We start from the raw sequence: 13,832 nt of genomic DNA, 5'->3' as shown, positions 1-13,832 counted from the left end.
TATAGTCACATCAGTTTCTGTCTCATGCATTCAAATTTTGATTTTAACCTACCAAATCGGTCTCTTTGTATACTGCACATGAATTCCTTTCAATCAATTCTGTATCAACAAACGTTTTGGTTTTATCTACTTCAATGTTTTCAATCTGTTTAATGAGTTTTTCAACGGCAATTAATGCAATTTTGTCCTTCTTTACATTAATGGTTGTTAATTCAGGAGTTATTACTTGTGATTCAAAAATATTATCAAAACCGATAACAGAAATGTCTTCCGGGACTTTAACACCTAATTCCGTGAGCGACTTAATTACGCTAATTGCCATATAATCAGCTTCACAAAATATTGCAGTCGGGAGTGTGTTAAGACGATTTTTGATTTTATCCTTAAAAGCATCCTGGGATGAAATCACTGTTGGCGATACTGAAAAGTCATCACAATCGGCAATCTTTAATCCATTTTCAGTAAGTGCTTGTAAAAAGCCTTTTTTTCTCATGTCAAAATTATACATTCTTGTATTTGAACCTACATAACCAATTTGATGGTGTCCCAATTCAATTAAATATTGTCCTGCCTGGTACGCACCATATAGGTTGTTCATCACCACAAAGTTGACATTTAATGTTTCAAAACAAGTATCCAGGACCACTAGATTTGGCTGTATACCTGCCACTACATCAATTTGCTCCGGCGATAAATTAGTACCCAGCAGTAATATACCTGCAGACTTTTGTTCTTGTTCAAGCCTGGCTATTTCCTCATTAAGGCTTTCGATATTGATAGATGAAACCAAAAGAGAATAACCACTTGAGCCAATATGTTTATCAAGGTTATGAATTAACTCCATGAAAAAAGGAAGCGATTCATATTGCTCTGTTACAATTCCTTCATTGGTACAGGCAACGAATCTCAATAATTTAGTGGTAGGCTGAACATATTGTTCTGCTTTAATTATAGGACGTGGAATGTATCCATGTTCTTGCGCGATTCGTAAAACTTTTTCTCTAGTTTTTTGACTTACTCCATTTTTTCCATTCAAGGCCAAAGAGACAGCTGACTTTGAAACATTTGCCAATTTAGCAATATCATCTATTTTCATATAAAAAACACCCACCCATGTGATAAAAAAATATTCATTCGTTCTATAAACAAATTTTATTTGATTATAACATAAAGAAAGTTTGTTTAGTTAATTTTTAGTTTTGTTTAGTTGTATTTAATAAATTTGCAGACATATTCTTTACTGTTGAATTGGGGTTTTTAAGTGCTTAATAGTAAAAACAAGTAAATAACTAAAAAAATATTCACTAAATCTATAAAAATAACTAAAAATATTTATAAATTTAATTGACTGATAATTTTATTGTTGATATTATTAACTAAACAAATTTATAAAAACTAAATATATTTAGTTTTTGGGTTATCACTTAGGAGGCATACGTAATGGAAAAGTTTAAGCTTGGATTTGCACCCACTCGAAGATTTGTATTTAGTAAAGAAGATGCATTAAAGTTTAAAAATTTAATCAGAGAAAAAATAGAAAGCTTTGGATTGGAAATGGAAATTGTTGATTTGGAAGGAATCAATGAAGAAGGGTTGCTGCATGAACGTTTAGAAGAACCAGCGATAATAAAGCGCTTTAAGGAAGCAGATGTGGATGCTTTATTTTTCCCACACTGCAACTTTGGTACAGAAGATATCGTCGCCCGTGTAGCCAAAGCGGTTGGCAAACCAGTTCTCCTTTGGGGGCCAAGAGACGAAGCTCCTCTGGAAGATGGGATGCGACTTCGCGATACACAATGTGGAATTTTTGCAACTGGAAAAGTTCTAAGAAGATTTAATGTCAAGTTTACATATATCACGAATTGTACGGTTGACAGTCCTGTTTTTGAACGCGGATTTAAAAATTTCATTGCAGCAGCCAATGTGGTCAAGCAATTTAATAATCTAAGAATCTTACAAATTTCCACCAGACCATCTGACTTTTGGTCAGTGATCTGCAATGAAGGAGAATTATTAGAGACTTTTGGAATTCAAATTCATCCAATCACGCTTGATGAATTGAAAAAGGTAACATTAAAAATAGAAAAAACGGATACCCCTGAATTAGATGAAGCAATTGGATATATCAAGGAAAAACTCGATTGGAGTGGGGTTACTGATCAGGATGTTCGACGTATTGCTTCATTAAAAGTAGCGATGAAACAACTGGCTACAGATACAAGAAGTACTGCGATTGCCATACAATGCTGGTCAACCTTACAAGACATTATTGGCATCATGCCATGTTTGGCCAATGCGATTTTGACAGACGAACAGATTCCAGTAACGTGTGAAACCGATATCCATGGTGCGATTACCTCGATTATGGTTCAAGCAGCTACGTTAAATACGAAACCAACGTTCTTTGCAGATATTACTGTACGACACCCTGAAAATCCAAATGGCGAGTTGTTATTCCACTGTGGTAACTTCCCTGTTTCGTTAAGTGTCGAAGAAAAACCAAAGTTAAACAAGCACTTCTTATTTGAAGATCATGCTCCAGGAACACATGAAGGAGAAATTAAGGGTGGAGCCATGACACTTGCACGTTTTGATGGAGACCATGGTGAATATTCAATCTTCCTTGGAAAAGCAAAAGGGATTCAAGGTCCGTTCACTAGAGGTTCATATGTTTGGGTTGAAGTAAACGATTGGCCGTTATGGGAAGAAAAGCTGGTAAAAGGCCCGTACATTCATCATTCAGTAGGTGTCCATGCTGATGTTATTCCGGCTATATTTGAGGCATGTGAATACATTCCTGGTTTGAAGCCTGATCCAGTAGATCCTACTGAAAGTGAAATTAGAGCATGGCTTCGCGGTAGCGACCTTAATAAATAATGTTGGGGGGAAAATAGGATGTACCAGATAGAGTTTCTAAAAAGAAAAGCAACCGAAATTCGTAAAGATCTTCTAACCATGATTTATGAAGCGGGAACGGGTCATACAGGCGGTTCCCTATCCAATACAGATATCTTAACCGTTCTTTACTATCACATTATGAGAGTGGATCCAAACAATCCAAAATGGGAAGACCGTGACCGTTATGTACAGAGTAAAGGACATGCGGTGGAGTCATACTGGGCGATTTTAGCAGATAAGGGTTTCTTTCCAAAAGAAGAATTAAAAACGTTCTCTCAATTTAATACAAGATTAATCGGTCACCCGAACAATAAAGTACCAGGTGTTGAAATGAATACAGGTGCGTTAGGACATGGTTTGCCAATTTCAGTCGGTATGGCCATGGCTGCCAAAATGGATGGGAAACCGTATCGGGTCTATACGTTAATGGGTGACGGTGAGCAGGCAGAAGGGTCCGTTTGGGAAGGGGCTATGGCCGCTTCACATTACAAGCTTGATAATTTAGTTGCCATTATTGATAGAAACGGATTGCAAATCACTGGAAGTACGGAAGATGTTATGAGTCTCGAACCGTTTGGAGCTAAATGGAGAGCGTTTGGATGGGAAGTTATTGAGGTAGATGGAAATGATATCGAACAATTGGTACATGTCTTGGAAAATACACCAAAAGTTAGTGGGAAACCAACTCTCATCGTGGCAAATACCGTCAAAGGTAAAGGAATTTCATTTGCTGAAAATGTAGCTAAATGGCATCATCATGTACCAAGTAAAGAAGAATATCAATTAGCAATGGAAGAGCTCTCAAAGCAACTGGAGGTGCTACAATGACTAATGCGGTGCTAAAAAGTGCAAAAGGAAATAAGATCGCCAATCGTCAAGCAATCAGTGAGGTTTTACTAGATTTAGCTAAAGAAAATAAAGATATTTTAGTAGTAACCAGTGATTCAAGGGGATCGGCCTCTCTTGTGGAGTTTGGCAAGCAATTACCGAGTCAAATCGTCGAGGTGGGAATTGCCGAACAAAATCTTGTCGGGATTGCTTCGGGCTTGGCTGCGTCTGGTAAAAAACCATTTGTGGCATCACCAGCTTGTTTTTTAAGCATGAGAAGTATTGAACAAATTAAGGTAGATGTGGCGTACTCCAATACCAATGTAAAGCTAATCGGGATAAGCGGCGGTGTTAGTTACGGTGCATTAGGTATGTCACACCATTCATTGCAGGATCTTGCTGTGACACGTGCCATTCCAGGTTTGGATGTCATGATGCCGGCAGACCGCCATGAGGCGAAAAAAATGATTGAGGCATTGGTAAAATATGATAGACCAGTATATCTACGTATTGGCCGTAATCCAGTAGAAGATTCCTATGCATCAGAAAACTATGAGTTTCACATTGGTAAAGCTGTCACCATGAAAGAGGGTACAGATATTACTATTATAGCATCAGGTGAGACAGTTAGAATTGCCTTGGATTCCGCAGTAGCTCTTCAACAGGAAGGTATCGATTGCCGGGTTATTAATATGCATACGATAAAACCGTTGGACAAAGAATCTATCCTAAAAGCAGCAGAGGAAACAGGAAGAATTATCACAATAGAGGAGCATAGCATTTATGGCGGCTTAGGTTCGGCGGTAGCTGAAGTTGTGTCACAAAGTCACCCGGTTCCTGTGAAGATTCTTGGTTTACCGGACGAACCAGCAATTGCAGGAAAAACCGCCGAAGTATTTGAATATTACGGATTGAGTGTAGACAATGTCAAGAAGATTGCCATTCAAATGGTCAGAGGTCTATGAGGTAGCCTATGAAAAAAGAGAAATATATCCTCTCAATCGATCAAAGCACGTCTGGAACAAAGGTATTGCTTGTTACTTCGAAAGGGCAAATCATTCATAAATGTTCGATGAGCCATATGCAATACTATCCGAAAACAGGATGGGTGGAACATGATCCTGTTGAAATCTATGAAAATGTTAAAACCCTCTTGAAGGAGATAGTTCAAACAACTGCCGTTCCAGAAGATGAATTGGCTGTATTAGCGATTACGAATCAAAGAGAAACGGTAGTTGTTTGGGATAGCGAAACAGGAAATCCCGTTTATAATGCAATTGTATGGCAATGTCGGAGAACGTCTGATATTTGTGAAGAGCTTAAAAAACAAGGCTATGAAACGATGATTCAATCCAAAACCGGATTAAAGGCAGATCCCTATTTTTCCGCATCTAAGGTAAAATGGATTATGGATCATGTCACTGGCGCCAAAGAGAGAGCCAAACAAGGAAAACTCTTATTAGGTACGATTGATAGCTGGCTTATATGGAAATTAACAAGCGGGAAGGTTCATGCAACAGACTATTCCAATGCAAGCAGGACACTTCTATTTAATATCCATACGCTTCAGTGGGATGCTGAGTTATTAGAGTTATTTGATATTCCTAAAGAAATACTTCCTAGCGTTAGAGATTCAAATGCCATCTATGGTGTGACAGAAGATCCAACCCTTCCATTTAGCAAACTTCCTATCTCTGGTGTAATTGGGGATTCACAAGGTGCATTATTTGGGCAGAAATGTTTTGAACCAGGGATGGCAAAGGCAACATATGGAACTGGCACTTCTGTGTTGATGCAAACTGGGGAAATGGTAGAGGGCACCAATGGGTTGGTCACTTCCATTGTATGGGGATTAAGTGGGAAGGTAAGCTATGCCTTGGAAGGAATTATTAATAGTACCGGTGATACAATTAAATGGTTGAAGGACCAAATGGAATTAATTGATGACATTGACGAGGCTGAGCTTTTAGCAAGTTCCATTTCGGATAATGAGGGGGTCTACCTCGTTCCTGCTTTTGTTGGATTGGGAGCGCCTTATTGGAAACCCTATTCACGTGCTGCAATAATGGGAATGAGCCGAAGTACAGGAAAACGGCACATTGTCCGAGCTGCACTGGAAAGTATTGCTTACCAGGTTAAAGATGTAATCGAACTCATGCAATCAGAATCAAATATTCACATCAAGAGTGTTAGAGTGGATGGAGGGGCAACAAGTAACCGCTTCCTAATGCAATATCAAGCAGACATGTTGGATATAGATGTTATCGCTTCTAAAGTAGAAGAACTATCATCAATGGGATCTATTTATTTAGCTGGTCTTGGGGTCGGAATATGGAAAACGACAGATGAGATATACAATCTTAATCAAGAAAATGAATTGTACCAGCCTTTGATAACAAATGATGAAAGAGACAGGTATTATCATGGATGGAGGCAATCAGTAAATAGTGTTTTGTTATGTTAAACGCTGGGCTGTTTTTTGTGTAATTTAACCAACTAATCACTAAAGTAATTATATCTGAAATAATTTAATTTTTTCTAAGGAGCATGAAAGATGGAAAGGCTGAAAATCTCAGAGAATAGAAGATATTTTACACATCAGGATGGCACGCCATTTGTCTGGTTGGCAGATACTGATTGGACAATTGCACATAGATTAAAATGGGACGATGCAGAGTACTTAATGCAAAAAAGAAAATCACAAGGGTTTACAGTACTTCAGATTGTTGCACTAGATCCGGAGCAAGATAGGGAAATGAGAAATCCTGCTGGAGAAAAGGCTTTAATAAATGATGATTTGAACACTCCTAATGAAAAATATTTTCAATATTTAGATTGGATCATCGACAAAGCAGCAGAATATGGATTTTACGTACTATTACTGCCAGTATGGGGAGAACTTATTGTTGGTCATAATTGGATGGGGGAATTTTCAGAGAAAATTGTTACGAAAGAAAATGCCTACCAATATGGAAAATGGATCGGTAACCGCTATAAAGATAGAACCAGTATTATTTGGTGTCTAGGTGGAGACAGGCAGCCAATTCACCTAGGGGTGGATTACAAGGATGTATGGCGGAATATGGCTGAAGGAATAGCAAAAGGGGTTCTACAAAAGGATATTAAACATAACGAAAAAGATCCTGATTGGCAAAAGCTTTTAATGACTTATCATGCATGCCATGAAGCGGAGACCGGGGAATGTTCAACCATGTCATATTGGAGTGATGAGGAAGCCTGGATATCGTTTATCATGATTCAATCCGGACATGGGTTAACGCCGAAAAACTATGTACTAGTTAAAAATGATTATAATCGAAAAAATCCAATGCCTGTTTTTGACGGAGAACCTGCTTATGAGCAAATGCCAACAACTTGGCCGATTGGTTCTGATTTCCATGGAGGTTGGATGGTGAGGAAACGTGCCTATTGGAGTTTGTTTGCAGGGTCCTTTGGTCATACATATGGGCATCCATCCGTGTGTTGGATGATTTCAGAAAAGGAAAGAGACAACTTCAGAGGATATTCTTGGTTTGAAGCTTTAGACCAACCTGGCGCATGGCAGATGAAAATCCTGCGTGATTTTTTGGAATCTAGAGATTTAAGTCAGTGTATTCCGGCACAGGATTTACTAATTGAACAGAATGATAAGTTGGTAGATATTACTGATGAACACATTCAGGCATGTATCGAAAAGGATGGGAAATTCGCATGCTTATACTTCCCTTCAGGTGGAGAAGAAACTTTCGATTTAAGTAGATTGAAAATAGAAGAGTTACAAATTTGGTGGTTTAATCCCAGAGATGGACAATGTTATACACAAGAGAATGTTATTACAGATAAAGCAATTAGTTTAGAAACAATAATACGAGATGGAGAGTTAAGTGTATTAAAATTAATAACACCAACTCGTGGAAATGAGCAGGATTGGGTATGTGTGATAGAAAATAGAAATAATCACTCAACAATTCCTGGCGAAGCAAAAATTTACGGAGAACTGCCTGTACCTGCTGAAATCAAGAAAACCTTTATGTGGTGATATAAATAAAACCGAATCTTGGAGACTTAAATCATTGTTAAACTCGGTCCTTTTTTTGTACTGGGAAACTTGACTTAGATAACTAGTAAGCCCGACAGATTAGTCTGTCGGGTTATTTTTATAGGAGATAATGTCTTTCACTATATTGTTTTGAGGTTTTAACATTTTGGCTAGGTATCGACATGATTAATTTCTTCCATTAATATAAAAATATATATCAATCTATTAAATATAAAATAACTGTTATTTTTGAAAGGGGATACATAATTTTGAACTCGAAATATCTAGATTTACTTCTCCAAAAATATGATAGTGAAGAAAAAGTGGTAACCGAAATCATTAATCTGGAAGCCATTCTTAATCTACCAAAGGGCACAGAACATTTTGTCAGTGATTTGCATGGCGAGTATCAAGCATTTCAACATGTGCTAAGAAATGGTTCAGGGAATGTAAAAAAGAGAATCAGAGACTTGTTTCAAGACGTTATATTTGAAAAAGAAATAAATGATTTTGCCACATTAGTGTATTATCCAGAAGAGAAATTAAAATTAATAAAAAGTCATTTTGGCAATGAACAAGAATTAAACCAATGGTATATCGTAATCATCGAGAGGATGATAAGGTTGATTTCTCATGCTTCCTCCAAATATACACGTTCGAAATTACGAAAAGCATTGCCGAGTCAGTTTGTGTTTGTTATAGAAGAGCTGTTATACAAAACCAATCAATCTGAAAATAAGGAGCAGTATTATAAAGAAATTGTCGAGCAGATTATCTCCTTGGGTCAGGCTGATAAACTCATAACAGGGCTTGCGTATACTACTCAGAGACTCGTTGTCGATCATCTTCATGTAGTGGGGGATATATATGATCGTGGACCAGAACCTGATAAAATCATGGAAACGCTAATTAACTATCATTCCGTTGATATTCAGTGGGGAAACCATGATGTACTATGGATAGGTGCTTTTGCTGGTTCAATGGTTTGTCTTGCTAATATCATTCGTATCTGCGCAAGATATGACAATTTGGATATTATTGAAGATGTATATGGAATCAATCTTAGACCTTTGCTGAATCTTGCAGAGAAATACTATCAGGACAATGCGGCTTTCAGACCTAAAGTACATTCGGATCAGGAACTATCTGATCATGAAACATTACAAATAACGAAAATCCATCAAGCCATTGCGATGATTCAGTTCAAACTCGAAATGCCTATTATAAAGCGACGCCCGTATTTTAATATGTCAGAAAGGCTTTTACTCGAGAAAATTGATTATGATAAGAACGAAATAACCATTTATGGGAAAACCTACCCTTTAGAAAATACTTGTTTTGCAACGGTAGATCCTGAGCAGCCTGATCAATTATTAGAAGAAGAAAAGCAGGTTATGGAAAAATTATTATTTTCAGTCCAGCATTCAGAAAAGCTGGCCAGACATATGAACTTCCTGGTGAAGAAAGGGAGTCTTTATTTAAAATATAACGGGAATTTATTAATACATGGCTGTATTCCTTTAGATGAAAAAGGGAATATGGAAAAAATGGTTATCGAAAATAAAACCTATTCAGGTCGTGAATTACTTGATGTTTTTGAAAGGTATTTACGGCATGCATTTGCACACCCTGAAGTGACAGATGATCTTGCCATGGATATGGTCTGGTATTTATGGACAGGAGAATATTCATCACTGTTTGGAAAAAGAGAAATGACCACTTTTGAGAGGTACTTTATTAAGGACAAGGCAACTCACAAAGAAAGAAAGAACCCATACTACTATTTACGGGAAAATGAAGAAATTTGCCGCAAAATCCTAACAGAATTTGATCTGAATCCTGACCAGGGTCATATTATCAATGGGCATACACCCGTTAAAGAAATTGAGGGAGAAGATCCAATTAAAGCAAATGGTAAGATGATCGTGATCGATGGAGGTTTCTCCAAAGCATATCAATCAACAACAGGAATAGCAGGATATACGTTACTATATAATTCCTTTGGTATGCAGCTGGTCGCCCATAAGCATTTTAATTCAAAAGAAGATGTTTTGCTTAACGGGACAGACGTTTTATCAATTAAAAGAGTGGTAGATGAAGAGTTAAAGAGAAAAAAGGTTAGAGAAACAAATGTGGGAGAGAAATTATTACAAGAAATCTCCAATTTAAATAGTTTGAGAGAATATCGGTATATGAATTAACATCAATAGTAGATCATGGAGTTCCTACTCGAAAAAGTGAATCAATGCTGGCATATCTCAAAATATGGAAAAAAGCCCGAAGAAAACTCTTCGGGCTTTATATTTTATTACTCAACTATTCATTATTAGATTCAACAGAGCATTTAAAAGAAATAAAAATACCTACTGAGTTAAAACAATTATGGAATTTGACATGGAACGCGTTTCATAATTTACACTCATAACAATTACAGAAAGTGAGGAGATTATTGAATGTTTGAATTAATTTTACTTTGCTTATTAATCTATATTGCAGCTTTCTATTGCCTAAAGTCATCTCAGCAAGTGATAAAAGTAGAACCAATCCAATCTTTTGATGATTATTTCATCGATTCAATTGAAAAAAAAACCAATTAATAAAATAAAGAAATAAATGGTGACACAAAATAAAGTAATGACCTTGTAGTTTTAATGCAAAATATTTGTAATAAAATAACGGGTATGATACAACCAAAACAACATTATCGAGATAATTAGGTGAGAACATGGCAAATATAAAAGATCTGGCCAAAATGGCTGGTGTATCCAAAACCACTGTTTCCCGTGTATTAAATAATCACCCATATGTTAGTGAAGAAAAAAAGAATGCTGTTTTAGAGGCTATTCAATCGACCAATTATCAAAAAAACATAAATGCTGTTCATCTAAGTAAGGGAAAAACACAGTTGATAGGGGTGATTCTACCATTCTCTGATCATCCATATTTTGCTCAGTTATTAAAGGGAATAGCAAAACAAGCATTTAACCATAACTATAAGTTGGTTTTATTTCAAACAGACTATATGGAAAGCAGGGAAAGAGAAGCTTTACAAATGTTGAAACAAAAACAGATTGATTCACTAATTATTTGTTCGAGATCCTGTAATTTATCTGTTATTGAAGAGCATTTACAATTTGGACAGATTGTATTATGTGAAAGTAATAAAGGGAAGAAGTTGTCATCCACTTATGTTAACCACTATAAAATCTTTTTTCGTGCTTTAGAATATTTGTACAAAAAAGGTCATAGAAAAATCGGTTATTGTATATTTAGAAAAACAGGAACAAATAGCAGTTATCGGGAGAAAGCATATAGGGATTTTATTACGAAATATAATTTGCTTTTCCAGCCCAATTACATTATCGATGAGTGCCTCTATTTCGAAGACGGTGAAAAAGTTATTAAACAATTAAAAGAAATGGATACACCTCCATCTGCATTGTTGGTGACGAACGATCAAGTTGCATCTGGTATTGTTACCTTTTGTCAATCCCAGAATATATCTATTCCAGATGAACTTGCAATCATTGGATTCGATAATCAACCAATCGCTAAAATGATGAATATTACTACAATAGATATCCCTCTTGAAGAGATGGGAAAAAACCTTTTCCTTCAAGCAGTAAATAGTGATATCTTAAATAAGGAAATATCGGTAAAACTAATTGAAAGAGGAACCGCTTAAGCGTATTCGTCTTACTAATAAAATACACATTGAAAGTTGGATGCAAGAATGAATTATAGAAGTATTATATTCTTTGATATTGATGGAACTTTGCTGACGCATGACAAAGAATTGCCTCAATCAACCAAGGAATCTATTTTTAAATTAAAGGAACTTGGACATGAAATAGCCATTGCAACCGGACGAGCCCCTTTTATGTTCAAGGATTTGCGAAAAGAATTGGATATTAACACCTTTGTTAGTTACAATGGGCAATACGTCGTGTTAAGGGGTGAAGTTTTATATACGAATCCACTAAAGATTTCGTCTCTTGAAAAATTAACAGCGGCAGCTCTTCAAAACAATCATCCTGTTGTTTTTATGGACCATGAAGATATGAAAGCGAATGTTCCAGAACATGCTTACATTAAGGAAAGTATTGATACCTTAAAAATTAACGTATTTCCTACCCATGATCCGCATTATTACAAAGGGCGGGAGCTGTTTCAAACACTCCTCTTTTGTCCAGAGGGAGAAGAGAAACAATATGAACAGGTTTATTCCGATTTTGATTTTGTGAGATGGCATCCTGTTTCAGTGGATATACTCCCAAGTGGTGGATCAAAAGCGAAAGGCATTGAAAAAATAGTCGAAGCACTAGATATTCCGAAGGAACGACAATACGCCTTTGGAGATGGACTAAATGATATCCAAATGCTTTCAATTATAACCAATAGTGTGGCAATGGGAAATGCAGAAGAAAGTGTAAAGGCAGTTGCAAAATATGTTACAAAATCAGTGGAGGACAATGGGATTCTTCATGGACTACAAATGGTAGGTCTATTATAAGATATACCCGTAAAAAATACCGGAGACCACTCCGGTATTTTTTAAATGGCCATTAGTAATCGAATATGAAAAAAATAATTATAATCAATGTCCTAAATTATTTTACTATTCCCCAGCATTGCATTAATTGGTGAATCCCTTCTTCAATTTTCTCTAATGGGATGCCGCCAAACCCTAACAGAAATGTTGGATACTTATATTCTATTTGCTTTAACAGGTAATCAGTTACAGGGTAAATGGCGATAGAGCTTTCTGCCGCGATTTTTTTTAACCTATCTTCACTTATTGACAGAGGAAGGGAAATTAAAATGTGCATCCCGGCCTGGTCTCCAGTGATGATGACTTCAGGATAATACGTTTTAAAGATATGGGTCAGTTTATCAAGTTTTTTACGGTAAATTTTCCGCATACGGTTTAAGTGTTTTGAAAAATAACCGTCTCTCATGAAGTTGGCTACTATATGTTGGTCGAATCTCGGGACAGTAGCTGAATAATAACTGAATGTTTCCTTATATTTTTTTAGCAATGTGGAAGGCAAAACAAAATAAGCCACTCGTAATGACGGCATTAATGACTTGGTAAATGTACTCAGATAAATGACCTTATTGTTTTGGTCCATCCCTTGCAATGCGGGAATAGGTTTTCCGGTGTAACGGAATTCACTGTCATAATCGTCTTCAATGATGAAGCGATTCTCGAGCTTTGCTGCCCAATGCAATAGCTGTGTTCTTCTTGTTGCGGAAAGGACCGCACCGGTCGGAAATTGATGGGAAGGCGTAATGTAAACCACATTCGCATTTGTTTTTTCAAGTTCTTCCACAATCAATCCATCTTCATCAACCGCAATCGGAATCGCTTTATTTTGCAGTTGATTTCTTGGTATTGCCGAATAGCCGGGATTCTCGAGGGCGAATTTTGAATCATTTTCAAGCAACCTTAAAATCATCGGAAGGAGCTGCTCCGTTCCCGAACCAATCACAATTTGCTCCGGTTTACACACAATCCCCCGTGATTGATAAAGGTATTTTGCTATTTCAGTCCGTAACGTGTATTCCCCTTGAGGTGCTCCAATCTGTAATAACTTCTTTGATGGACGATCATATAAATCTTTTGCATATCTTCTCCACTGTGAAAAAGGAAAGGAATCTGTATCGATTTTTCCCGGGTGAAAGTCAAATCGGAACGTTTTTTCTTCTGCGTCCTCTACCGGCAACTCTGCCTGTTCTGTCTCGATATAAGGTAATTCATCAATAGCCTCTACAAAAAAACCAATCCGCGGTACTGACACAATAAAGCCCTCTGCAATCAGCTGGGCATAGGCAACTTCAATGGTTGTTTGGCTGATATTTAAAAAATCGGCCAACTTTTTCTTGGAGGGCAGTTTCGTACCAACTTCAATTTGGTTGCTCATAATGGCCGTTTTGATACCAAGATAAAGCTGTTCATACAAGGGTTTTGTTATGTTTTTATTCAATTCAAACATAAGCATATCCATTCGTGCCCTCTCCTCTCTGACCATGTTGATTTTTAAAATCTGACACTTTTTATATTGTC

10 protein-coding genes are annotated in these 13,832 nt (G+C 36.8%); 8 read left to right on the top strand and 2 right to left on the bottom strand.

The genetic code is table 11. The features are described 5' to 3' along the window. Nucleotides 1-43 precede the first annotated feature (43 nt). Nucleotides 44-1,096: a LacI family DNA-binding transcriptional regulator gene (locus ABC255_RS21175; RefSeq protein WP_412996649.1), complete on the bottom strand. Its 1,053-nt coding sequence runs from the start codon at nucleotides 1,094-1,096 to the stop codon at nucleotides 44-46. A 344-nt stretch (nucleotides 1,097-1,440) separates the two neighbouring features. Between ABC255_RS21175 and ABC255_RS21170 the strand changes: the two genes are divergently transcribed. From ABC255_RS21170 to ABC255_RS21135, 8 genes are all read left to right on the top strand, one after another. Next, a complete protein-coding gene (locus ABC255_RS21170; RefSeq protein WP_335534832.1) occupies nucleotides 1,441-2,877 on the top strand; it encodes an L-fucose/L-arabinose isomerase family protein in 1,437 nt (478 codons plus the stop codon). 18 nt (nucleotides 2,878-2,895) lie between these two features. Next, nucleotides 2,896-3,726, top strand: coding sequence for a transketolase (locus ABC255_RS21165; protein ID WP_412996647.1), 831 nt, complete (start codon nucleotides 2,896-2,898; stop codon nucleotides 3,724-3,726). Then, a complete protein-coding gene (locus tag ABC255_RS21160) occupies nucleotides 3,723-4,691 on the top strand; it encodes a transketolase family protein (protein WP_412996645.1) in 969 nt (322 codons plus the stop codon). Before ABC255_RS21165 ends, ABC255_RS21160 begins: the two co-directional genes overlap by 4 nt. A gap of 8 nt (nucleotides 4,692-4,699) precedes the next feature. Next, nucleotides 4,700-6,190 (top strand): glycerol kinase GlpK, encoded by a 1,491-nt coding sequence (glpK, locus tag ABC255_RS21155; RefSeq protein ID WP_412996643.1) that lies wholly within the window; start codon nucleotides 4,700-4,702, stop codon nucleotides 6,188-6,190. Between the two features lie 90 nt (nucleotides 6,191-6,280). Beyond that, a complete protein-coding gene (locus tag ABC255_RS21150) occupies nucleotides 6,281-7,765 on the top strand; it encodes a glycoside hydrolase family 140 protein (RefSeq protein WP_412996641.1) in 1,485 nt (494 codons plus the stop codon). Between the two features lie 269 nt (nucleotides 7,766-8,034). Continuing rightward, the gene (fbp, locus tag ABC255_RS21145) at nucleotides 8,035-9,966 is read left to right on the top strand and encodes a fructose-1,6-bisphosphatase (protein WP_412996639.1); all 1,932 of its coding nucleotides are present in this window, start codon (nucleotides 8,035-8,037) and stop codon (nucleotides 9,964-9,966) included. Nucleotides 9,967-10,490: 524 nt separating this feature from the next. Further along, the gene (locus ABC255_RS21140) at nucleotides 10,491-11,450 is read left to right on the top strand and encodes a LacI family DNA-binding transcriptional regulator (protein ID WP_412996637.1); all 960 of its coding nucleotides are present in this window, start codon (nucleotides 10,491-10,493) and stop codon (nucleotides 11,448-11,450) included. A gap of 48 nt (nucleotides 11,451-11,498) precedes the next feature. Further along, the gene (locus tag ABC255_RS21135) at nucleotides 11,499-12,278 is read left to right on the top strand and encodes a Cof-type HAD-IIB family hydrolase (RefSeq protein ID WP_412996635.1); all 780 of its coding nucleotides are present in this window, start codon (nucleotides 11,499-11,501) and stop codon (nucleotides 12,276-12,278) included. A 97-nt stretch (nucleotides 12,279-12,375) separates the two neighbouring features. Here the strand turns inward: ABC255_RS21135 and pdxR are convergent, their stop codons facing one another. After that, the gene (pdxR, locus tag ABC255_RS21130) at nucleotides 12,376-13,773 is read right to left on the bottom strand and encodes a MocR-like pyridoxine biosynthesis transcription factor PdxR (RefSeq protein ID WP_412996633.1); all 1,398 of its coding nucleotides are present in this window, start codon (nucleotides 13,771-13,773) and stop codon (nucleotides 12,376-12,378) included. Nucleotides 13,774-13,832 lie beyond the last annotated feature (59 nt).

Origin of the sequence: Neobacillus canaveralius, assembly GCF_047237705.1 — a bacterium.
GTDB classification, from domain to species: domain Bacteria; phylum Bacillota; class Bacilli; order Bacillales; family Cytobacillaceae; genus Neobacillus; species Neobacillus niacini_K.
This window is presented reverse-complemented; position numbering and strand designations above follow the sequence as displayed.